At 41.8% G+C, this 23,033-nt stretch carries 24 protein-coding genes and 1 pseudogene; 19 read left to right on the top strand and 6 right to left on the bottom strand.

All coding sequences use genetic code 11. The features are described from left to right. The first annotated feature begins 290 nt into the window (after nt 1–290). The 4 genes from QUB80_RS10125 (at nt 291) to QUB80_RS10110 (ending at nt 5,885) form a co-directional block, all read left to right on the top strand. Nucleotides 291–1,064: a DUF502 domain-containing protein gene (locus QUB80_RS10125; RefSeq protein WP_289789367.1), complete on the top strand. Its 774-nt coding sequence runs from the start codon at nt 291–293 to the stop codon at nt 1,062–1,064. Between the two features lie 118 nt (nt 1,065–1,182). Then, the gene (nusB, locus tag QUB80_RS10120; protein ID WP_289789366.1) at nt 1,183–1,812 is read left to right on the top strand and encodes a transcription antitermination factor NusB; all 630 of its coding nucleotides are present in this window, start codon (nt 1,183–1,185) and stop codon (nt 1,810–1,812) included. A gap of 146 nt (nt 1,813–1,958) precedes the next feature. Next, nucleotides 1,959–3,629: a signal recognition particle-docking protein FtsY gene (ftsY, locus tag QUB80_RS10115; RefSeq protein ID WP_289789365.1), complete on the top strand. Its 1,671-nt coding sequence runs from the start codon at nt 1,959–1,961 to the stop codon at nt 3,627–3,629. A gap of 861 nt (nt 3,630–4,490) precedes the next feature. Then, nucleotides 4,491–5,885 (top strand): PP2C family protein-serine/threonine phosphatase, encoded by a 1,395-nt coding sequence (locus tag QUB80_RS10110; protein ID WP_289789487.1) that lies wholly within the window; start codon nt 4,491–4,493, stop codon nt 5,883–5,885. 129 nt (nt 5,886–6,014) lie between these two features. On the opposite strand, the gene QUB80_RS10105 is transcribed toward QUB80_RS10110, so the two are convergent. Then, nucleotides 6,015–6,227 carry a helix-turn-helix domain-containing protein gene (locus tag QUB80_RS10105; RefSeq protein ID WP_289789364.1) on the bottom strand — a complete coding sequence of 71 codons (213 nt, stop codon included), beginning with the start codon at nt 6,225–6,227 and terminating at the stop codon, nt 6,015–6,017. Between the two features lie 297 nt (nt 6,228–6,524). Between QUB80_RS10105 and QUB80_RS10100 the strand changes: the two genes are divergently transcribed. Beyond that, nucleotides 6,525–7,016 (top strand): hypothetical protein, encoded by a 492-nt coding sequence (locus QUB80_RS10100; RefSeq protein WP_289789363.1) that lies wholly within the window; start codon nt 6,525–6,527, stop codon nt 7,014–7,016. 85 nt (nt 7,017–7,101) lie between these two features. Here the strand turns inward: QUB80_RS10100 and QUB80_RS10095 are convergent, their stop codons facing one another. Next, nucleotides 7,102–8,004 (bottom strand): S1 RNA-binding domain-containing protein, encoded by a 903-nt coding sequence (locus tag QUB80_RS10095; RefSeq protein ID WP_289789362.1) that lies wholly within the window; start codon nt 8,002–8,004, stop codon nt 7,102–7,104. 75 nt (nt 8,005–8,079) lie between these two features. Beyond that, nucleotides 8,080–8,829 (bottom strand): dienelactone hydrolase family protein, encoded by a 750-nt coding sequence (locus tag QUB80_RS10090; protein WP_289789361.1) that lies wholly within the window; start codon nt 8,827–8,829, stop codon nt 8,080–8,082. A gap of 202 nt (nt 8,830–9,031) precedes the next feature. On the opposite strand from QUB80_RS10090, the gene QUB80_RS10085 reads away from it, so the two are divergent. The 10 genes and pseudogenes from QUB80_RS10085 to QUB80_RS10040 all read left to right on the top strand — a co-directional run. Beyond that, nucleotides 9,032–10,015 (top strand): GntR family transcriptional regulator, encoded by a 984-nt coding sequence (locus QUB80_RS10085; protein WP_289789360.1) that lies wholly within the window; start codon nt 9,032–9,034, stop codon nt 10,013–10,015. A gap of 222 nt (nt 10,016–10,237) precedes the next feature. After that, on the top strand, nt 10,238–11,095 hold the full coding sequence (locus QUB80_RS10080) for an urease accessory protein UreD (RefSeq protein ID WP_289789359.1): 858 nt from the start codon (nt 10,238–10,240) through the stop codon (nt 11,093–11,095). A gap of 28 nt (nt 11,096–11,123) precedes the next feature. Continuing rightward, complete coding sequence (gene ureA / locus QUB80_RS10075) at nt 11,124–11,426, top strand: urease subunit gamma (protein ID WP_289789358.1); 303 nt, start codon at nt 11,124–11,126, stop codon at nt 11,424–11,426. Between the two features lie 24 nt (nt 11,427–11,450). Then, complete coding sequence (locus QUB80_RS10070; RefSeq protein WP_289789357.1) at nt 11,451–11,756, top strand: urease subunit beta; 306 nt, start codon at nt 11,451–11,453, stop codon at nt 11,754–11,756. Between the two features lie 109 nt (nt 11,757–11,865). Next, on the top strand, nt 11,866–13,581 hold the full coding sequence (gene ureC, locus QUB80_RS10065; protein WP_289789486.1) for an urease subunit alpha: 1,716 nt from the start codon (nt 11,866–11,868) through the stop codon (nt 13,579–13,581). 86 nt (nt 13,582–13,667) lie between these two features. Next, nucleotides 13,668–13,853, top strand: coding sequence for a nucleotidyltransferase family protein (locus QUB80_RS10060; RefSeq protein ID WP_289789356.1), 186 nt, complete (start codon nt 13,668–13,670; stop codon nt 13,851–13,853). A gap of 13 nt (nt 13,854–13,866) precedes the next feature. Continuing rightward, on the top strand, nt 13,867–13,947 hold the full coding sequence (locus tag QUB80_RS10055) for a hypothetical protein (RefSeq protein ID WP_289789485.1): 81 nt from the start codon (nt 13,867–13,869) through the stop codon (nt 13,945–13,947). A 355-nt stretch (nt 13,948–14,302) separates the two neighbouring features. Continuing rightward, nucleotides 14,303–15,403, top strand: coding sequence for an ATP-binding response regulator (locus QUB80_RS10050; protein ID WP_289789355.1), 1,101 nt, complete (start codon nt 14,303–14,305; stop codon nt 15,401–15,403). Nucleotides 15,404–15,433: 30 nt separating this feature from the next. Continuing rightward, complete coding sequence (locus tag QUB80_RS10045; RefSeq protein WP_289789354.1) at nt 15,434–16,810, top strand: aldehyde dehydrogenase; 1,377 nt, start codon at nt 15,434–15,436, stop codon at nt 16,808–16,810. Nucleotides 16,811–16,873: 63 nt separating this feature from the next. Continuing rightward, nucleotides 16,874–17,080, top strand: a pseudogene (locus QUB80_RS10040) (IS630-like element ISMae25 family transposase); the annotation flags it as partial. Nucleotides 17,081–17,352: 272 nt separating this feature from the next. Here the strand turns inward: QUB80_RS10040 and QUB80_RS10035 are convergent. The 3 genes from QUB80_RS10035 to QUB80_RS10025 form a co-directional block, all read right to left on the bottom strand. Next, complete coding sequence (locus QUB80_RS10035; RefSeq protein ID WP_289789353.1) at nt 17,353–18,759, bottom strand: NAD(P)(+) transhydrogenase (Re/Si-specific) subunit beta; 1,407 nt, start codon at nt 18,757–18,759, stop codon at nt 17,353–17,355. A 120-nt stretch (nt 18,760–18,879) separates the two neighbouring features. After that, nucleotides 18,880–19,167 carry an NAD(P) transhydrogenase subunit alpha part 2 gene (locus tag QUB80_RS10030; protein WP_289789352.1) on the bottom strand — a complete coding sequence of 96 codons (288 nt, stop codon included), beginning with the start codon at nt 19,165–19,167 and terminating at the stop codon, nt 18,880–18,882. Between the two features lie 109 nt (nt 19,168–19,276). Beyond that, nucleotides 19,277–20,449, bottom strand: coding sequence for a Re/Si-specific NAD(P)(+) transhydrogenase subunit alpha (locus QUB80_RS10025; RefSeq protein ID WP_289789351.1), 1,173 nt, complete (start codon nt 20,447–20,449; stop codon nt 19,277–19,279). A 769-nt stretch (nt 20,450–21,218) separates the two neighbouring features. Here QUB80_RS10025 and QUB80_RS10020 point away from each other — a divergent pair. From QUB80_RS10020 to QUB80_RS10005, 4 genes are all read left to right on the top strand, one after another. Beyond that, nucleotides 21,219–21,731, top strand: coding sequence for a DUF2808 domain-containing protein (locus QUB80_RS10020; RefSeq protein ID WP_289789350.1), 513 nt, complete (start codon nt 21,219–21,221; stop codon nt 21,729–21,731). A 179-nt stretch (nt 21,732–21,910) separates the two neighbouring features. Continuing rightward, nucleotides 21,911–22,045 (top strand): 50S ribosomal protein L34, encoded by a 135-nt coding sequence (gene rpmH / locus QUB80_RS10015; protein ID WP_071588406.1) that lies wholly within the window; start codon nt 21,911–21,913, stop codon nt 22,043–22,045. 25 nt (nt 22,046–22,070) lie between these two features. Further along, nucleotides 22,071–22,493 (top strand): ribonuclease P protein component, encoded by a 423-nt coding sequence (rnpA, locus tag QUB80_RS10010; RefSeq protein WP_289789349.1) that lies wholly within the window; start codon nt 22,071–22,073, stop codon nt 22,491–22,493. After that, entirely contained in the window at nt 22,480–22,872 is a 393-nt protein-coding gene (locus QUB80_RS10005) for a PH domain-containing protein (RefSeq protein WP_289789348.1), read from the top strand. The genes rnpA and QUB80_RS10005 overlap by 14 nt, the downstream gene beginning before the upstream one ends. Nucleotides 22,873–23,033: the final 161 nt, after the last annotated feature.

Here is a 23,033-nt window from a genome sequence, read left to right as displayed (position 1 = left end):
AGGAGATTCTTTTGCTGGCTAATCTTGCTTGCAAAATGACAAGCAGCTTTTGATAGGGCGCGGTAATATTAGAAAGACCATAAGTGCTTGCAACAATCGTTTACAAGTCGTAAAAAGAAAAATAATGCTCCATGAGACTAACAGCCAAAATTTAGGTTGATATTAGGTCTATATTCACTAGGTAAGAAAAAATAGCTGCTTTCTCAGCCAAGCCATGTTGTTGTATTGAGCAATGACTGGCGGTGCCTTATACATAAGAACTGTCTTAGCCAATTCAGAAAACTGCTGTTATGAGTGCCAATAACAGACATTACACTAGCCTAAACAAGGAGAACCGGGATTTGGTAATTGATCGTTGGAAGCAAGACTTAAAAAATGACCTGATTGCTGGTTTATTGGTAGTAATTCCCCTAGCAACAACAATTTGGCTAACAATTACCATCGCCACTTGGGTTGTTAATTTCCTCACCCGTATTCCTAAACAGCTCAATCCCTTTCAGGGGATGCATCCGATTTTAGTCAATTTACTGGATCTCCTAGTAGGACTGATGGTACCCCTTTTGAGTATTTTACTCATCGGTCTGATGGCTAGGAATATTGCTGGTCGGTGGTTACTGGATGTGGGTGAGCGAGTTCTACAAGCGATTCCTTTAGCGGGACAAGTTTACAAAACCCTCAAGCAACTTTTAGAAACATTACTTAAAGATACTAATGGTAAATTTCGCCGGGTAATTTTAGTAGAGTATCCTAGACGCGGAATGTGGGCGATCGCTTTTGTGACTGGTGCCGTTAGCAGCGATATCCAAGCTAATATGTCTCGCCCTGTATTGAGCATTTTTATTCCCACCACCCCCAATCCGACAACTGGATGGTATGCGGTGGTTCCGGAAGAAGAAGTAGTCAACCTATCTATGTCTATAGAAGATGCCTTTAAAATTATAGTTTCTGGTGGTATTGTTGCGCCCAATACACCCCTACCACCTTTAGTGATTGCTAAAGACTGTAAGTTAGAAGTATCATCTCTGGAGTCAAAGCGGCAGGCTTTTCCGATTGAAGATGCTTAAAATCCATATTGTAATGTTACAGACAAATTCATATGCTTAGTTATCTAATTAAACCGATTGCATCATAATTCTGTTTTAATCGGTAAATCACTTCTTAATCATCTCTTACTTAATTTATATGCGACCCAGGAAACCTCGTCAAATCGCCAGGGAATTAGCGCTTCTGAGCCTCTCCCAACTGCCAGCAAACCCCAAAAAATTGACTGAGGAACAACTACCAAAGTTAGTGCTGGCGGCTGTACGTACTTTGAGATCAGAAGTACAAGATACTCTAGATAATGCTGCAGCAGAACTCCAGCGCAGTAATGATCGCCTCTTAAGTAGCGAAGTTCGTGCTGCCGATCTCAACTCTGCTAGAGTCATGGTAAAAGAAGCGATCGCTTCCACTCAAACGGCTATCAACCAATTGGGTGCAGCAATTGAGTTTCCAGAATTAATTCAACTGGCAAATCAGGATAAGGAAGTCAGCAGATACGCCGTTGAAATTGTCAGAACTATTGATGAAGAGCGAAACAATATAGATCAACAAATATCTACAGCCCTTGTAGACTGGCAAGTGGCTCGTCTTGCCCAAATTGATCGCGATATTTTGCGTATCGCTGTGGCGGAAATGATGTACTTAGAAGTACCTAACAAGGTAGCAATTGACGAAGCAGTCGAACTAGCTAAACGCTACAGTGGAGAAGAAGGGCATCGGTTTATCAATGGTGTTTTACGCCGAGTGACAGAGCAAAAACAGACTGTGTGAAATGGGGGGAAAATGGGAAACGGGAGTGGGAAATAGGGAGGTTGGCAAGAGAACTACCAACCCTAATAACTAAATGACTAACTACTAAACTACTAACTAATAACTGTAGTGTGGAAATAGCTCACAACTAACATAACCAGCTGCAAATGGTTTTTAATTGGTTCCGTCGTCAACATAACGATTCCTCTGAAACATCCTCTCAAGAAAAACAGAGGGAAACTCCGTCTGCAAAACCATCTCCCCCAGACACAGCCGCAATCGAAACTCCAGAAACAGAACAGCCAGCAACAGCAGATTTACTGGCATACGCTAAAGCCGCCTACAAAAATATTCAACAAAAGCAACAAGCTCAACCAGAAGAAACTCCTCCTAGTGAAGAAGTCACTGAAACTTCGCCAGAAACATCAGCCTCGGAAACTACTGTTATAGACACAGTACAACCAGAGCAAAAAGCTACTGAAGAAGTGGCACTACCACAGGAGGAAGCAACACTAATTGTTGCAGCACAAACAACCACACCAGAATCTGCCTCCTCAGAAGTAGCAACGGTGTCTGATTCGATAATTCCTGTAACGGCAGACACTGAGAGTCAAGAAGTTACACCCAGTGTGGCTGAAGGAGTAACAATTGAGGCTCCTGCTTTGGAACAGGAAACAACGACACCTAGCACCTTATCTTTTTTAGAACGAGCAGCCGCAGAACGACAAGCAAAGCAGGAAAGACTAATCGCCACTGCTATTGAAGTTACAGAACCGGAAGAGTTACAATCAACTATCGCTACGCCAGAAGTAGAAGAAATACCGGAACTGGCTTTTGATGAAGGATTTTTATGGTCAACAGAAGTCTTGGCAGCACAAGGGCGGCGTGCAGAAGACGTTTCGATTGAAGAAATCACCTGGCTTAAAAGGCTGCGTCAGGGTTTAGACAAAACCCGTCGTAACATTGTAAATCAACTCAAGGCAATTGTCGGTCAAGGGCCACTCAACCAAGCCGCAGTTTCAGAAATAGAAGCCCTGCTGCTGCAAGCTGATGTGGGTGTAGAGGCAACAGACTATATCATCGAAGCTTTACAGAAAAAGCTGCGCGAAGAAGTATTGCCACCAGAAGAGGCGATCGCTTACCTCAAAAAAATCCTCCGAAATATGCTGGAGCAGCCGATCCAAAAATCTCAAAAGTTTTCCTTTGCTCCAGAAAAAGACACTTTAAACATTTGGTTAATCACTGGAGTTAATGGGGCTGGTAAAACCACAACCATTGGCAAACTAGCTCACCTAGCACAAAAATCTGGCTATCAATGCTTAATTGGAGCAGCAGATACCTTCCGAGCTGCTGCTGTCGAACAAGTAAAAATTTGGGGCAAACGCAGTGGCGTGGAGGTAGTTGCCAATCCTGGCAAGAACACCGATCCGGCTGCTGTGGTTTTCGATGCGATCGCAGCAGCAACAGCACGAGAAACAGAGTTATTGCTGGTAGATACCGCAGGAAGGCTGCAAAATAAGAAAAATTTAATGGAAGAACTCAGTAAAATCCGTCGCATTATCGACAAAAAAGCCCCTAATGCCAAAGTAGAATCACTGTTAGTTCTTGACGCCACACTAGGTCAAAATGGATTGCGGCAAGCTGAAGTTTTTTGCCAAGCTGCCAATCTTACGGGCGTGGTTTTAACCAAACTCGATAGCACTGCCAAAGGAGGTGTTGCCTTAGCGGTGGTGCAGCAGTTGGGCTTGCCTATTCGCTTTATTGGTGCTGGTGAAGGTATTGAAGATTTGCGCCCTTTTTCTAGCTACGAGTTTGTCGAAGCACTCTTAAGTGGCTAGTTGGGTTGCTTTGATTTTATTTGTCTCTAAAAAAAATTTAGGACTTACTATTCTGGTATCATTCGTTTGAATTACTTTGCAATCTGGTACTAGAAAAACTGTAAGTCCTAAAAACGTAAGTCCAAGCAAAATTAAGTTTGTCGTCAAGGTGGACAATTTTTGCTAGAGAACATCAAACCTTTTCTTTAACCTCATCCGGCAAGGGATTGTAAAATGTTCCAGCAAAAAAGTTAATTGGTGTATATCAGTAGTGATATGCTATTTATTGCTTTTTCAACAATTACCTGTAGCTTAAATAATATTCTCCGGAGGAAGTTTAAAGCACAATACAAGCATAATGATGAAACTAAAACATTATAGTTTTAATGCTGATGTTTAAAGTATGAAATTATGCTTTCTCGATAGTTTTTTCAAGAACTTGTATTTTTTGTAGATAGAGTGCAAAATTACGTTAAATTAGCGATCAGACTATTATAACTTGACAAAAACTTTATGCTTTTTAACTTCTAGTACCTTTTAACTTAATTGACTATAGGGCATGAATAGGGTATCCTCCTACAAGTTTTTCTATCTAAAGGCATATTACATAACGATTCAGTTATGAAAGAATGGAAAGCTTTATGGTACTTAGTAAAAGTTACTGCTATCGATGGAGTGATTTAACATTAAAAACACACGAGTGAAAAATTTTGCCTTGATGAAGATAATAAATAAAATTATGAAATGCTTCTAAAATTTACACAATACGTCATTCTACTCTTGCTAAACTGACTAATCTTGTCTAAATATGGTTTAGCTCTTTCAACACAACTGTATTTATTCAATCATTACCAATCTGCTTAGTGAAGTGCAATAATGCCCGTGCCTGTGCCTCATCTGCCTTCTGAACCTACCGATAGTAATAGTAGTGCCGCAACCGATGTGACTCCAGTTGTGGCACTCAAAGAACTTGTGGCAAGGTTGCATCGTGAGCAGAACAAAATCCAAGATTTGTTAAGTTCTTTAGGATTTGCCCTCAGAAGCTTCAATAACTTAAATCAGTTTTTGGAGCTGATTCCGTTGATGGCAACAAGAGTAACAGACGCAGACGGTAGCGCATTGTTTCTCTATAAGCCCAATGGTCAAGTCAGGTTAGAACAGCTACATTGGCAGGATAGCCGTCAAAGAAAGAATATCCGTAAAGCGCTAGAAACTGCTAGCAGTCAAATAATTCATGTGCCAAACACGCCTCCATTAGCAACCAGTACAGGTATTTTAGATGACCATATGCATCGCTATTTGGGGCCAGATATGCAAATCTTCGGTACAGCAATTCTGGTAAAGCATGTGGAACGAGGTTGGCTCTATGTTTTAAGCCGCGATCCAGAATATAGTTGGACAGAAACCAGACAAAAGTTAGTCCGCTTGGTGGCAGATCAAACCGCAGTAGCGATTGAAAATGATGAACTTGCCGTAGAGCTACGGAAAAAAGAACGCCTCGATCAGGAATTGGAAATTGGCGCAGAAATTCAAAGGCGGTTGCTGCCACGTCAATGCCCTAGCATTCCTGGTGTTACTCTTGCCGCTCGTTGTAAACCGGCTAATCGCGTTGGTGGAGACTACTACGATTTTATTCCTACTAATCAAAATTTAATTTTTCAGCCCAATTATAATCCTGAAAGGGAAGTCAGTAGCTGGGCTTTGGTGATTGGTGATGTGATGGGCAAAGGAGTTCCCGCAGGGTTAATCATGACTATGATGCGAGGAATGCTACGAGGAGAGGTTTTGCACAGTAATTCGCCAGCGCAGATTCTGCAAAACTTGAATCGAGTTATGTATGCAGATTTAGAAAATTCTAACCGCTTCGTGACTTTGTTTTACTCACAATACGATCCTCCGACTCGGACTTTGTCTTACAGTAATGCAGCACACAATCCTCCTTTATGGTGGCATGCGACAACAAAAACAATCACGCGCTTGGATACTCTGGGAATGTTGATCGGCTTAGATGCTAACAGTCAATATGAGGACGCTAAGGCTCGCCTAGAACCCGGAGATACTATTATTTACTATACAGACGGCTTGACTGATGCAGCTAGTTCTAGTGGCGATCGCTATGACGAAGAAAACCTTGTAAATGAATTTAGTGCTGCTTGTAGATATTGCCACGACCCACAAGAAATTCTAGACTATCTGTTTGAGCGAGTACAGCATTTTATCGGTGCTGATAAACAAAATACCGACGATATGACACTAGTTGTACTGCAAGTTGATTAGTTAACTAGGGGCTAGAGACTAGGGATTAGGAATTAAGAAAACCTAATACCCATTCCCCAATTCCCAGTTTCTCATCTTGTGATTTCTAGATTGAGTTTATGTATTTCTAGGTGCATGATGAAATTGCCACTACTCTTGCACCACCTCAACCAATTCCTCAATCATGACATCAAATGCCCGCGCTAATTTCTGAATTGCCGTAAAATCTACAGTTGCTAATCCAGGCGATCGGGCATAGGTTCTGAGAGTGCTGTATACTACACCAGAGCGGTCTGACACTTCCTTTAACGTCCAACCTTTCTGATCAGCAAATTCTCTAATCTTTAGCCTCACCAACCCCATAATTTACTTGACAAGTGACTTGTATTAGTCATTTAATAATTTTATTCCAAAAAACGAGCTCTTTCTAGTTTTGGCAATTTGAAGGGCAATGGCGCTCATGTTGCCCAGCCTGGTGAAGACTAGGTTAAACCCAAATTTTGTTTGGGTATAAAAGTGCTTTGCATTTTCCGGTAACAGCACTCGTATAGCGGCACTCGCATTTAATAAAACCCTAAAAACAAAGTTTTCTGTCGGTAAAAGGTTATTTGCCAGAGGAACCTATTCGCGAAAGGCTATCCGCTAAAGGATTTGTCTATTATGTTATCATCATCCACATTAAAAAAGCTTGTTATTCGTGAGTCAAAAATTGTCCACAAATCCCCTGTGATTAATCCCCTAGCGCGATTTGTGACAGAAGAAGCTGTAGCCTTAATGTTCAAGATTAAGTTTGAAGATATTTACGTTGTAGAGTGCTGGCGTTATGTAGTTTATGTTCATGCCAAAGGCGTAAGTAAGTTTGTTAGCTATGCAGATTTTCCGCCAATTGTAGGAGTAAAGCCACCTACATCAGCAGAAATAGCAAAATGGCGCAGACGCTGGCGAAAGCATCCAGATCCAGCACGCAAGAGGCAAGCTCCAAATTGGTGGGTAGATTTCTTTAGCTGCGAGTTTTGGCAAGCTCTCTCGAAGGCTAGATTGTCTAACTGGAGTGAATTAGTGGGATTAATCAAATTTGCATTTAACGAAGAAACGTTGTGGGAACTTCAACAGATTTATTGTGAGGATTTGTTAATGGTTAGTGGTAAATAACCAAATACTGTACGGGCGGGTTTTAAAAACAATCTCTCTACAATAACAAAATTAATTTATGTAAACCCGCCCCTACTAACACAATTTATTCGGAAAGTTTAGCTCTAGCCCGTTCTGCCCGTGCCTGAGCTGAAGTCATCACTTCATCAAAGTTCTCCAGTACCTCGCCGGGGAAATTTTCTAAGATTTTAGTAGAAAGAGCGACTCGACCTTTACCTTCGTCTAAATCAATAATTACAGCTTTTATTGGTTGGTTAACTTGAAATACCTTTTCTAAATTGTCGATAAATTTCTGACTTACCTGCTTAATGTGAAGCAAGGCACTGACGCCATCTAAATCAATAAATACACCAAAAGGTCTGATCCCAGTTACTTTCCCTTCTACCAATTGACCTATTTCCAACATACTAAAATTGGCTGAACGAGTTGCCAAGCGTTGGGAAAGGATTAATTTGTTGTTGCTGCGATCAACTTCCAAAAAGCTAGTAGTGAGAATTTGCCCTTTGAGTGCTTCTAAATTGTCACGTTCGAGCAGGTGCGATCGCGGAATAAATCCTCGCAAACCTTGAATATCGACAGTCACACCACCTTTATTTACATTAGTTACCCGAACTTCTACTGTTTGGGAATTTTCTTGCATTTGCGTCAGTCGTTCCCAGAGATGTCTAATTTCCAACTGTCGCCGTGAAAGAGTGACTTGCCCTTCTGCATCCTGATCCCGGATCACCAAAAATTCTAGTTCTTCATTCAACGGCAAGATATCTGATAAGTTGGCTACTGTTCTCAAAGAAGCCTCTTCACGGGGAAGAAAAGCTGATGATTTGCCACCAATATCTACATAAGCTCCCTCAGTTTCTAACTGGAACACTTTTCCGTGTACTACTTGTCCCTTTTGAAACTGGTAGTCGTGTTGTTCTAGTGCTCTAGCAAAATCATCGAGCGAAAACGACGAATCGGCTTTTTGAGAAGGTTTGGCTTCGGAATTCATAACTTGTAAAGATATATTGCTATTTGTTAATAGCTAATAGTTAATTTCTAGCTATTAACTATTAACCATTAACCATTAACTGTTTAGTTGTTCTTTAAACAGTTGTTTGACTTGCTCCCAAGCATCAGCAGCAGCTTTAGGATTATAACTGGCACGCTGGTCGCAGAAAAATCCGTGGTCAGCTCCATCGTAGCGAAACACACGATGAGGAATGTTGTATTTTTCTAACTCTGCTTCAATCTGATCTACCTGTTCAGTAGGAATGCTGGCATCTTCCATGCCAAAAAAGGCGTAGAGAGCACCTGTAATTTCCGGTGTGCGGGTGATAGTAGGTGCGCCACCTCCAGGTGTAGTGGTAGTGATACGTGCGCCATAAAAAGAGGCAGTGACCTTAATGTCTGGTAGAGTTGCAGCAAGATATGCTACGTGTCCACCGAAGCAGAAACCAATACAACCAAACTGATTTTGTTTGACTTGGGGTGAGGTTTTGAGATAATCGATAGCTGTTTGAATATCGCTCAACAATTCGGATGCCTTGGTTTGCCCCCAGGCATAGTTTCTACCAACTTCTATATCTTCTTTTGTATATCCAGTTTCAAATCCCGGAGCAGTGCGCTGAAACAATGCGGGTGCGATCGCTACATAGCCTTCGCGGGCAATACGTTCTGTCACATCGCGGATGTGAGAGTTAACTCCAAAAATTTCCTGCAATACCACAATGCCTGGATAAGAGCCTGGTTCAGTTGGCTGTGCTAGGTAAGCGGCAATGTGTAAATTAGCTTGCGAAAGGTTAACTGTTGCAGTATCGATTGTTCGCTCTGCCATAATAGTTTTTACGAATGATCCGTAATAGCTTAGATATACTCATGCAAATATTTCTAGACTACCTCAAAGTCAAACTGTCAGTTACTTTTGGTGAATTCATGAAAAATTTTGCCCAGAAAAATTGAATGTATAAATAAAATATTTGACAAGTAGCATTTGCAGCTAGTCACAAATTGCTACTGCCACCTTTGGAGGTTTGGTAATGATTCAGTTCCGCATTCAGCCAGACAGTGAAATACCCGCATCTTCTCAGTTATTTAATCAAATCAGGTTTGCGATCGCTTCTCGTCAGTATCCTCCTGGTTACAAACTGCCGAGTACACGGGCATTGGCAATGCAAACAGGATTACACCGCAATACTATCAGCAAAGTTTACCGTCAGTTAGAAGACGATGGACTCGTAGAAAGTCTCGCCGGTTCGGGAATTTATGTCCGCGCCCAAGGGCATGAAGGTGGTAGTAGGCTGCAATCGCCGATTCTCAATGAAAATCCCCAAGCATACAAAGTTGTTCAACAAGCACTAGATGAACTTCTTTTCCAGGGCTGTTCCCTCAACCAAGCAAGAGAAATCTTTCTTGCAGAAGTAGACTGGCGTTTGCGTTGTAGTGCGCGAGTATTGGTGACAGTGCCTACTAGCGATATCGGTGCTGGAGAACTGATGGTGCAGGAATTAGAACAGTCTCTCAAAATACCAGTACAGCTCGTAGCTATGGAAGAATTAGTTGCTGTGCTTGAGAAAACCACCTCTGCTACAGTTGTCACCAGTCGGTATTTTATTGGTGATGTAGAAGTAATTGCTGCACCGAAAGCAGTGCGTGTGATTCCCCTTGATATCTATGACTATGCTAAGGAATTCGAGCTTTTGAAAAATCTTCCAAAAGAGAGCTGTGTTGGTATCATCAGCCTCAGTTCAGGGATTGTACGCGCTGCAGAAGTAATTCTCCACGGTTTGCGCGGAGACGATCTCCTCGTAATGACAGCACAGCCCAAAGATATTTATAAGCTTCATGCGATCGTTAAGCGGGCGCAGCTAATTATCAGCGATCAAGCCAGTTTTGCATCGGTGCAAGCAGCAGTACAAATGCTCCAAGAAGATATTATTCGTCCACCCAAGTTGGTACGCTGCGATAATTACATCGGCACCACATCTATTAACTTGCTTAAAAGAGAACTGGGTTTGGCATGAGTGGTTAGTCAATAGTCATTAGTCATTGGTTAGTGGTTAGTTAGTAGGGGCGGGTTTACATAATTATTTCGTTATCTTAGAGAGATTACTGTTAAAACCCGCCCGTACAGTGGTTAGTAGTTAGTAGTTAGGTTCATTACTCCCCTTGTCCCCTTGTCTGTTGTCTGCTCCTCTGGTTGTTAGTAGTTGATGATTAAACTAAACACTAGTAGTTAAGAATTCGTGATTCAACAGTGTCACTCTCAAACAACAACTGAGCCTAACCAAAACTGGCATGGCAAGCTCAATTTAATATATGCTCGCGCTCAAGGTGAAACCCAACTAATTCACAGTCAATATCAAGCACCATTGAAGGTACAACGTCCGTTTTATCCAGAGGGGAAAAATGTTTGTCATAGCGTGATTTTACATACAGCTGGTGGGATTGTGGGAGGCGATCGCCTATCGTGTAATTTTTATCTCCAACCTGATGCCCAAGCATTGATTACAACTGCTGCTGCTGGTAAGATTTATCGGACTAATGGGTTACGAGCAAGACAAACCATCAATATTCAAATTGATGCAAATGCTTGTTTGGAGTGGTTACCCCAAGAAACAATTGTGTTCAATAGTGCGTTGTATAGGCAAGATTTACGAGTAGAATTAGCTACGGGAGCAAGTTATTTAGGCTGGGAAATAACTAGATTTGGTCGCACTGCCAGAGGAGAAAAGTTTGTACAAGGAGAGTGGCGATCGCACACCGAAATTTGGCAGCAAGGCAAACCCTTATGGATAGATAGACAATGGTTACCCGGTAGCGACAAAATTTTTCACAGCCCTCACGGATTAAATGGACAAGCGATCGTAGGCAGTTTAGTTTGGGTTCAAGGTGCTGTTTCGCAGGAGATGATTGAAAAAGCACGTAATTTATGGCATGGAGAAGGTGAAGTCGGTGTGACTCGTCTAGAACATGGATTTTTGTGTCGATACCGTGGTTCTTCTACTGCTGAGGTGAGAAACTGGTTTATCAGTGTCTGGCAGCTAATTCGTGTATCTTTTTTAAGTCGTGTAAGCTGTCTGCCAAGAGTTTGGCAGATTTAAATAAACTGCCACCAATAAGGAGATCAGAATGCAACTGACGCCTCAGGAAAAAGATAAGCTACTTATTTTTACTGCTGCTTTATTAGCAGAAAGACGTAAGGCAAGAGGTTTGAAATTAAATTATCCCGAAGCTGTTGCTTATATTTCTGCTGCCATTTTAGAAGGTGCAAGAGACGGGAGAACAGTTGCAGAGTTAATGAGTTATGGCACCACTCTCCTGACGCGAGATGATGTCATGGAAGGAGTGCCAGAAATGATTGATCAAGTGCAGGTGGAAGCAACTTTCCCAGATGGAACAAAGTTAGTAACTGTACATAACCCTATTCGTTAATTCTAAGGTAAACATTATAAAAGTATGATCCCAGGAGAAATCATTACACCACAAGGAGAAATCGAACTCAACGCAGGGCGTCCGACGGTAAAATTGCGAGTATCAAATACAGGCGATCGCCCAATTCAAGTTGGTTCTCACTTTCATTTTTTTGAAGTTAACGCCGCTTTAAACTTTGAACGAGAACAAGCGCGGGGAATGCGCCTCGATATTCCCGCCGGCACCGCAGTTCGTTTTGAACCAGGGGATGAAAAAGAAGTGACGTTAGTTCCTTTAGTTGGTAGTCGTCAAGTTTATGGTTTTAACGGCAGAATTAATGGCAACCTCTAAGTATATTTATTTTTAAACGCAGAGGCACGCAAAGGTAAACGCAAAGGAACGCGGAGTTAGAGTTTATTGGCTACACGTTAGTTTCAAGGAATGTATTATGCCTTACAGAATGGATCGCCGCGCTTACGCAGAAACTTATGGCCCCACAACAGGCGATCGCATCCGCCTTGCTGATACAGAATTATTTATAGAAGTTGAACAAGATTTAACTACCTACGGGGATGAAGTAAAATTTGGCGGCGGAAAAGTAATCAGAGACGGAATGGGACAATCTCCGATTTCTAATGCCGATGGTGCTGTTGATCTGGTAATTACTAACGCTTTGATTCTCGATTGGTGGGGTGTAGTCAAAGCAGATATCGGTATCAAAGATGGCAAAATATTCAAAATTGGTAAAGCTGGAAATCCCTATATTCAGGATAATGTAGATATTATTATTGGCCCTGGCACCGAAGCCGTCGCTGGGGAAGGAATGATTCTCACGGCTGGTGGTATCGATGCTCACATTCATTTTATCTGTCCCCAGCAAATTGAAGTTGCGATCGCTTCCGGCATTACCACTATGATTGGCGGTGGTACTGGCCCAGCTACAGGTACAAATGCTACTACTTGCACGCCTGGCCCCTGGAATATTTACAGAATGCTACAAGCAACTGACGCTTTTCCTGTAAACTTCGGATTTTTGGGTAAGGGCAATGCCAGCCAAACTCAAGGGCTTGTGGAACAAGTGGTAGCTGGTGCAATGGGGTTAAAGTTGCACGAAGATTGGGGAACTACACCAGCAGCTATTGATACCTGTCTCAGTGTTGCCGATGAATATGACGTGCAGGTTGCAATTCATACCGACACGTTAAACGAAGCAGGGTTTGTAGAAAATACTATCGCTGCCTTCAAAAATCGTGTTATTCATACCTATCACACAGAAGGCGCAGGTGGCGGACACGCACCAGATATCATTAAAGTTTGCGGTGAAGCAAATGTTTTACCATCTTCCACTAACCCTACACGTCCTTACACTCTCAATACCTTAGACGAACATCTGGATATGTTGATGGTGTGCCATCATCTTGATCCGAGTATTGCCGAAGACGTAGCGTTTGCGGAGTCACGCATTCGTCGGGAAACTATTGCTGCTGAAGACATTTTGCACGATTTGGGCGCGTTTAGTATGATTTCTTCTGACTCTCAGGCAATGGGAAGGGTAGGTGAAGTAATAATTCGCACTTGGCAAACAGCACACAAGATGAAAGTGCAACGTGGAAACCTCACGCCAACCAACCTCACAGGAGAAGAGGAGCAAAGAGCAGATAACTTGCGAGTCAAAAGGTATGTTGCTAAGTACACAATTAATCCAGCAATTACTCACGGAATTTCTCAGTATGTGGGTTCAGTCGAAGAGGGTAAACTGGCAGATTTGTGTTTGTGGCATCCAGCGTTTTTTGGTGTCAAGCCGGAGATCGTGATTAAAGGTGGCGCGATCGCATGGGCGCAAATGGGCGATGCCAATGCTAGTATTCCCACACCGCAACCAGTGCATATGCGTCCGATGTTTGGTAGTTTTGCAGGCGCACGTCATGCCACGTCTTTCACTTTTCTTTCCCAAGCAGCTTTAGAAAGAGGTATTCCCAGTCAGTTAGGGTTACAAAAGCAAGCTGTGGCTGTTTCTGGAACACGTCAGTTGAGCAAGCGGGATATGAAGCTCAATGATGCATTACCCCATATGGAAGTAGATCCGGAAACTTATGAAGTCAGAGCAGATGGAGAATTGCTAACTTGTGAGCCAGCAACGGTTTTGCCGATGGCACAGCGTTACTTTTTGTTTTAATAGGATACAAAATTTACAATGCGATCGCATCATCAGATCTGGCTGTAAATGTAGCTAAACTGGGTTTTAGGCAAGCAAGTCAAACCATGAATATTTACGAGCTTTTGGAAGCGAAACGAGAAGAAATCCTCCAAAGTGCTGCCAAACACGGAGCATACAACATACGTATTTTTGGTTCCGTAGCACGCCGAGAGGCTGATGCAAACAGTAATGTGGATTTTTTAGTAGAAATGGAACCTGGAATCAGCTTTTTTGACTCACAATTACTTTGAAATTGATTTAGACGTGGTTTGGTCTGTTGTTGAGCGAGATTTGCCAAACCTGAAACGCAGATGGAAGTTATTTTACAAGCATTATCCTAACTGATGCAATTGAAAGTTAAAGATGCGATCGCTTAATTTTGAGGTAAGGATATTTAATCTGCATATACTACAACTGTATTAGTGATGCAGTCGCAAATATTGCCAGTCAAAGACAAAACAAACACCAACTACCCATTTTTCACGATCCAGTAATTTGGCTAGTTGTTTATTGGATAAGTTCCATCATTTTGCAATGTGTTTATTTATTAAATCGCTCCATATGTTGTTGATACAGTAGATTGGTAGCTATTTATTGGTAAATAAAATTTCTTGAGCGATGTTGATTATAAAATAAAAAACAATATATACCAAACTATTTACTTGTCAAAACAGAACTTTTATCAAAAAAATCATTCCCAATGAATGCTCTATCTTCTCGCTCCGATAAAATACTGGTAGTAGATGATTCCCCAGATAACGTATTTTTAATTAAAACTATTTTGGAGGAAGAAGGCTACACAGTTAGCACAGCAGAAAACGGCTCTTCCGCATTAGCAAAAATTGCAGAAGCACCATTTGATTTAGTGTTGCTGGATCTGATGATGCCAGGGATGGATGGTTACGAAGTCACTAAATGTATTAGAGAAAACAAGAGTTTGCCGTTTGTCCCGATTCTGTTGATTACTGCCCATGACTCACCCAATGTCGCGCATGGTCTAGACTTGGGTGCAGATGATTTTATCCGCAAACCTGTCACAGTAGACGAATTATTGGCACGAGTGCGATCGCTGCTTCGCCTCAAGCACAGTATTGATGAACGCGATGAAATTGCCCGCCAAAGAGAAGATTTTGTCTCTCGCCTAACTCACGACTTACGCACTCCCTTAGTAGCGGCAGATCGAATGCTGATGTTGTTTCACGAGGGAGCTTTGGGGCAGTTATCATCACAAATGCAGGAAGTGATTACAATCATGGCTCGCAGCAACAGCAACCTGTTGACTATGGTAAACACCTTGCTAGAAGTTTATCGTTTTGAAGCGGGTCGTAAGGCTCTGGCATTTCAACCAGTAAATTTAGCACAGTTACTAAAAGAAGTTGCAGGCGAGTTAACTCCTTTAGCTCAACAAAAGGGACTAGCTGTAAATTTGGATCTATGTGAAGACTCAACTACAAGCACAGTCGTAGGCGATCGCTTAGAACTGCATCGGTTATTTACTAATTTGATTGGCAATGCCATCAAATTCACTGATACTGGCTCTGTGACAGTCAATCTCACACCATCTATCACTTCTGGTGAAAGCGTTACCATCAAAGTTGCAGATACAGGAGTAGGCATTCCTCCCGAAGAACAAACAACTTTATTTGAAAGATTTCGCCAAGGCAGTCACAAGCGTTCTGGTAGTGGTTTAGGATTGTATCTTTCTCGGCGAATTGTTGAAGCACACAAAGGGACTATCGAAGTCGATTCAGAAGTAGGTAAAGGTAGTATATTTATTGTGAATTTACCTATGAAACAGTAAGGTTATTCTGATATTTTTCAAGGTAAAAAAATGGGTGTTGAATTATCAGTATGTGAGCTTGTTCACAAACAACGTAATTTTTTTGCAACAGGTCAAACAAAAGAATTAAATTTTCGGCTCAAAAATTTGGAAAGTCTCAAGCAAGTAGTTATTGAACATGAACAGGAAATTTTAAAAGCGTTAACAGCAGATTTACATAAGCCGATATTTGAAAGTTATCTCACAGAAATTAGTACTATCAAAGAAATAGATTATGCTAGAAAAAATATTAGAAATTGGATTAAACCTAAAAAAGCAGCAGTTTCCTTAGAGTTTTTTCCCTACTCAGCACGAATTCAACCAGAACCACTAGGGGTGGTTTTGATTATCAGTCCTTGGAATTATCCATTTCATTTAATAATTTCTCCATTAGTAGGTGCGATCGCTGCTGGTAACTGTGCCATCCTCAAACCTTCAGAATTTGCTCCTCACACTTCTACTTTGTTAGCCGAAATAATTAAAAGAACTTTTGATCCTGCTTATATTACTGTGGTAGAAGGTGCGGTAGAAACGAGCCAAAATTTATTAGCAGAAAAGTTTGATCACATCTTTTTTACTGGTAGCACTGCTGTGGGTAGAATGGTCATGGAAGCAGCTGCCAAACATCTGACACCAGTAACTTTAGAATTGGGTGGCAAGAGTCCTTGTATTGTAGATACTGAAATTGATATCGAAAAAACTGCGAGAAGAATTTGTTGGGGTAAATTTGTTAATGCCGGACAGACTTGCATTGCACCTGACTACCTTTTAGTACATCAAGATATTAAACAACCTTTACTAGATAGTATTAAAAAATGTCTGCAAGAGTTTTATGGTGAAAATCCAGCTAATAGTCCCGATTATGCCCGAATTATTCATGACAAACATTTTGAGCGACTCATAAAATTTTTAGATGATGGTGAAATAGTAATTGGCGGAAAAACTAATCGGGATCAGCTTTATATTTCTCCTACAGTTCTTGATCATATTTCTTGGGACGATTATGTCATGCAGGAAGAAATTTTTGGTCCCATTTTACCTATAATTACATATACCAATATTGCAGATGTGATAAATAATATTAACTCTCGACCAAAACCTTTAGCCTTATATTTATTTTCTAACAATAAAAATCTGCAACAGCGAGTTTTACAATCTACCTCATCTGGCGGCGTTTGCCTCAACGATACGCTCATGCAATTTGGTGTGCCAACTTTGCCCTTTGGTGGCGTGGGTGATAGCGGTATGAGTAGCTATCACGGTAAAGCTAGTTTTGACACCTTTTCTCATTACAAAAGCGTGTTGCAAAATTCTTTCTGGCTAGACTTAAAATGGCGATATGCACCCTATGAAGGGAAGTTGTCTTTTTTAAAGCGACTGATTGGTTAGTATGCTAACAGCTAATAGTTAATAGTCTAGTGGCGTGACCGGACTAAAATAGTGCAATAAAGTAGTTGGCTCAATGTTGCAGAAATTGAGTTAAGTGTACTTTCTCAACAATGCCTTGACCGTCGTATTTCGTCTGCCACTAAGTTATAACAGGAGTTATCTGCTTGGCAGAATCAGCGTAATTGCACTGCCTGCCAAGTTCAATGGCGCTTTACTACCCCTGATGCCCGCATCAAACTTAAACATCTCTATCCTAATGCACTAAATTAGCCCAGTCAATCCACTACATTTATTGGGTAATTTATTTTCTGTTAATCCTTAGGAGCAGCAAAAATTGTAGCTCTGTTTTAACGATTACAGGTTTAGAAAAAATTGATGATATTATCCAAGTTTTGGGTGAATTGAAAAATAGTAATGACATTGCTGCTGGAGACATTACTACTGAAGTTGCTACAGCCCTTTTAAATACAGCTAATGAAACTAAAGTGAGCTAAAAATATTTTACCCCTCCCCGCAAGCTAGGAGGGGTAAGGGGTGGGGTTCTACAACTGCTTCACCTCAGAAACTAACTTTGCCACCATTTCTTTGGCACTACCAAACAGCATCGTGGTTTTATCCTTGTAGAACAACTCGTTATCTACACCAGCAAAACCCGTACTCATCCCACGCTTAATTACAATTGTCTGCTTTGCCCGATCTACCTCTAAAATAGGCATTCCGTAAATCGGGCTATTGGCATCACTGCGTGCAGCTGGGTTGACAACATCATTTGCCCCAATCACTAACGCTACGTCCGTTTGCTCAAATTGGGGATTAATATCTTCCATATCGTGTAATTGCTCATAAGGCACATTCGCCTCTGCTAACAATACATTCATGTGTCCTGGCATTCTTCCAGCTACAGGGTGAATAGCATACTTAACATCAACACCCATACGTTCAAGCTGATCTGCTAACTCGCGCACACTATGCTGTGCTTGCGCCACTGCCATCCCATAACCAGGCACAATCACTACAGAACGAGCATAACCCAACATCATTGCGCCTTCTTCTGGATCGATGCTGCGAACTGTTTGATCTGTTGTACCAGCACCGCCACCAGTAGCACTAGCACCTCCACTTGTACCAAAAGCACCAAACAGAACGCTCACCAAAGAACGATTCATCGCCTTACACATAATTTCGGTGAGGATGATACCTGATGCTCCCACCAATGCGCCAGCAATGATTAGCATATTGTTCATCACCACAAAACCAGCCGCCGCCGCAGCTAAACCAGAAAATGAGTTCAACAGCGAAATTACTACTGGCATATCACCACCACCGATGGGGATGACGAACATCACGCCCAAAACTAAAGAAACTGCAACGATCGCTAAAAAGATAGACAAGTTATGCGGCGCTACGATTAAAAAGGCACTGCCCACCACATAGGAACCTAACAGTAAAACGTTGATGAGTTGCTGTAAGGGGAATGTAATTGGAGCACCGCTCATAATCCCTTGCAGCTTGGCAAATGCCACCATACTGCCCGTAAATGTAACACCACCAATTAACACATCCAAAAGCATGGAAATATTGGCATCTAGGGCTATAGCTTCCCCATGTTGCAGCAGCCGCCAAAATTCAGCAACAGCAACGAGTGCAGAAGCAGCGCCACCAAGTCCGTTCAGTAAACCCACCATTTGGGGCATATCCGTCATTTGGACTTTATAGGCAGCGATCGCACCCAACACCGATCCAATTGCCAACCCCAACAAAATCATTTCAAAGTTCAACACATGCTGATCCAAGAGTGTTGCTGCGATCGCCAACAGCATTCCCACAGCTGCAACAACATTACCTTGCCGTGCTGTAGCGGGTGAACCCAGCTTTTTCAAACCCAAAATAAATAGAGATGCAGCGACTAAGTAAGTCAGTTGAATCCCAGTTGGTAAAAAGTCAGTCATAATTTCGCCGTAATTGGTAATTATTGATTGCTAGTAGGAGCAGGTTTAAAAGATAAATCGTCGGTTTTAACAGAAAGATAATCAACAAAACCCGCCCGTACAGTATTTGGTTGTTAACCACTAACCAGCTTTCTTCTTGAACATTTGCAACATCCGATCAGTGACTAGAAAACCACCCACTACGTTGATAGTTGCCAGCACAATAGCAATCAAACCGAGAATGACTGACAAATTCCACTCTTTCGCACCGGAAGCGACAATTGCTCCCAAAACAGCAATGCCAGAAATAGCATTAGAACCTGACATCAGAGGTGTATGCAAAGTCGGTGGTACTTTGTTGATAACTTCAAATCCGGTAAATGATGCCAAAACAAATACAAACAAAGCAGCGATTAATGCTTCTGTCATGTTGAGAAAATCCTTTATTAGGGGCTAGAGGCTAGAAGCTAGGGGTTAGAGGCTAGGGGCTAGAGAGCTAAAATTCCCTAGTCTCTAATCCCTAGCCCCTAGTCCCTATTTAACTAACTGCTGATTGTTGAACACCAAGAGCTTGCAGCGCCTCTTTGATGCGTGAGGAGCGAATTTCACCTGCATGGGTGATACAAGCGGCATCAATGATGTCATCAGCAAAGTCTAGATGCACAGCCTTGTCTCGAATTAGTATTTGCATTAAAGATGTCAAATTCTTGGCATACAATTGGCTGGCGTGAACTGGCATTGAAGATGGTAAATTAATTGGGCCAATGATAGTGATTCCATTCCAGACAATATCTTTGCCGGGAGCGGTGCAAGCACAGTTACCACCCTGTTCTGCCGCAATATCTACAATTACAGAACCAGGTTTCATCTGCGCTACCATCTCCTGCGTGACTAATAAAGGCGCTTTTTTCCCTGGAACTTGAGCAGTTGTAATCACAACATCCGCATTCTTGATGTGTTCTGCGACAACTTCTTGGGTGCGCTGCTTGCTGGCTTCAGAAATTTCCTTCGCGTAACCTCCAACAGCAGTAGTTTCTTCGTCCAATTTGATTTCCACAAATTTTGCCCCAAGGCTTTGCACTTCTTCTTTCACAGCAGGGCGAATATCAAAAGCTTCTACCACCGATCCCAGGCGTCTAGCAGTTGCTATTGCTTGCAAACCAGCGACACCAGCACCCATAATAAATACTTTTGCCGGAGCGATCGTGCCAGCAGCTGTTGTCAGCATCGGAAAGTACTTTGGTAGTGCGGCTGCGGCAATTAGTACTGCCTTATAACCAGCGATTGAAGCTTGAGATGACAAAGCATCCATACTCTGTGCTCTTGTCGTGCGGGGAATCATCTCCATACTGATAGCACTAACCTTACGCTCTGCCAGGCGCTGTGCTATGACTGGATTCCCTAAAGGATTAAGAAAGCTAATTATTACCGATCCTTCCTTCAGTAAATCAATTTCTGAACGTCCATCTTCCCGCTCTTGCGGTGGACTAACTTTGAGCAGAATATCTGCTTCACTCCATAATTTACTGTTATCAGCAATAATTGTTGCTCCTGCTGCTTCATAAGCAGCATCACTAAAAAAAGCTCGCTCTCCTGCGCCTGCTTCTACCCAAACTTCTAAGCCTTGTTTTACTAAGCGCGCCACAGTGTCGGGGATTAGAGCCACACGACGTTCACAAACTTCAATTTCTCTAGCAACCGCTATTTTCATGCAATCTCCTTGAGATCAATATTTATTTCTGTGCAAGCTTTGAAATGTTTCTGTTGAGTTAATATACTCAGTCTCAATGTCTTAGGCAGAGCTATCGATTATTAGCTTTCCCAGTTGATGGCGACGCAGGCTTTCCCGCTCTACTTATCCCAGGCAAAACCTGACCGTATCACTCGCGGATGTCACAATTTTAAAGATACTTGCATTCATGGATTACTCATTGCACATCCTATGCCGATCCCCAAACTTTGCATCGGTGTCTTCAAGTTCTTTTAGGGATTGAAAAATATTGTTGTGTGTTCTTTACATTGTGCAATATCAATTAATTTCTGACAAACTAGATCCTCAAATAACTAGAATTAACTTTGTTGGGAATAACGTTTGTTGTAACCAATCTAGCCCAATTTCACCAGCGATCGCTGTATTGATTCGCTTAATTTTTATAACAAAAATCTGATTTTTAGATACACTAATACATATTCTGCAACACAATCTTTTCTCAACTGTGTTTTACACCTGGTGAAAATGTCGCCAAGCTAGCAATAATAAAAACGTCTACTCTTCAAAAAAGAGTGAGGTGAATTTAAAAATCAAATGTAAATTAAATTACTATTTTTTCAGTAACAATTCTGACAAGGACAAGAAATTGGCACCTTTCACCAGAATTTTACGTCCAGTTCTTAAAAGTTATTAGTCAAGTTTGGCTACGAGTCCCCATCCCCAATTACTGAAATCACACACCATAATTTTCTGCGACAGGAGCTTAACCATGCGACGTTTATTTTCTGCTTTAGCAGTGACTAGTTTTTTACTAGCAGGCTTACCAGCAATCAGCTTGGCAAATCCCTTGCCTGGATTCACACTCTTTAGTGGAGTCAAAGGTGAGAACCAGCTACCCTTTCGTTTAGATTTTGGCGGTAACGTTAACGCCTGGGATAGATACCGCTTAAGAATTCCTGCCAAAAAGATGAACTTGGCTGCTGCTCAATTTGTTGTTACTTATCCCCAATACTACAAAGGAACTTTTGATCCCAAAAATATTGAAGTACGGGTAAAAAACAAAAAAGTGCCACTATCCGAAGTTAGATGGGATAAAGAAAATCGCGTCATTGAAATTTTCCCTCAAGAGGCAGTGCCAGCAGGTAGTAATGTTGAGTTAGTACTCTCTAACGTTAAAAATCCTGCCTTCGGTGGAATTTATTATTTCAATTGCTCAATTCAATCTCCCGGTGATGTACCATTATCTCGTTACTTAGGAACCTGGTTACTTAGCATCGGTTAATTAAGACTTACTCATCAAAGGTCGATAGTCAAAAAATCTTCAGAAATATGTAGATTTTAAACTCTGAGGCTATCGGCTTTTCATGATTTTAAAGGCTTTTCCTACTTTGTGCATAAAATTAATGATATAATTATAGATTGTGACATTTTATATTAAGAGTTGTTGGAGAGGATCAGAGTATGCGAAGAACTTTAGAAGGAACTTGTCGCAAAAGAAAAAGAACATCTGGTTTTCGTGCCAGAATGCGGACACCAGATGGCAGAAATGTGCTCAGAGCAAGGAGAAGAAAAGGACGTCATCGTCTGAGCGTCTAACTCAACAGAAGCAGAAATAGCGGCTGTGGCTTTGCCCAAAGCATATCGGCTTAAATCTCGCCACGATTTCCAAGCAGTTTTTCGGGAAGGCATTCGCCGTCATGGCTCTAACCTGACTTTGAGAGCCTTGCGGTTGTCATCTGTGAAACAGCCTTTTGTAGATGCAAAGAGCAAGATTGCACAATCATCAGACTCAGCACTTCTTGCTCCAACCCTAATTGGTATTTCGGTTAGTACCAAAGTCAGCAAACGGGCGGTAGTTCGCAACCGCCTCAAGCGGCAAATAGCAGCAGCGTTGCATCAATTGTTGCCCAAAATCTCACCAGGGTGGCGTCTAGTGGTAATTGTTAAACCAGGCGTAGCAGAATCTAAGTGCGTAACCCAACAATTTCTGCAAGAATTAGAGCAGTTGTTGGCACAAGCTGAGGTATTAAATGGGCATTCGTGAAGAAGTTTATTTTGAAGGTGGGCCCCATATTGGGGATTTGATAATAAACATACTAATTGGGTTTACTGTTGTAGGCTTGCCATTAACAGTTGGGGCAATTGTCAGGGCTTTATGGCTGCGTTTCCGCATCACTGATCGCCGAGTTTCTGTAACTGGTGGTTGGATGGGACGTGATCGCAGCGATGTCATTTACTCAGAAGTTGTCAAAATTGTGAAAGTTCCCCGTGGGATTGGCTTGTGGGGGGATATGGTGCTAACCCTTAGAGATGGTAGTCGTCTGGAATTGCGGGCTGTTCCCAGATTCCGTGAACTTTATGATTACATCAGTGAAAGAGTTGCAGCCAAAAATCCCAATTTTAGCGGCGCTGTTAATAAATGATAGGGGCTAGGGATTAGGGACTAGGAATGTTAGATTTTGGATTTTAGATTAAATTCCAATCCAAAATCGCAAATCCAAAATCCAAAATTTAATTACCCAATCCCCAATACTGTGCGGCTATCCGTAGTAGAACTATAGTCGCAGGCAAATTCTGATTTAGA

The sequence above is a fragment of the Chlorogloeopsis sp. ULAP01 genome, assembly GCF_030381805.1.
GTDB lineage: Bacteria > Cyanobacteriota > Cyanobacteriia > Cyanobacteriales > Nostocaceae > Chlorogloeopsis.
This window is presented reverse-complemented; position numbering and strand designations above follow the sequence as displayed.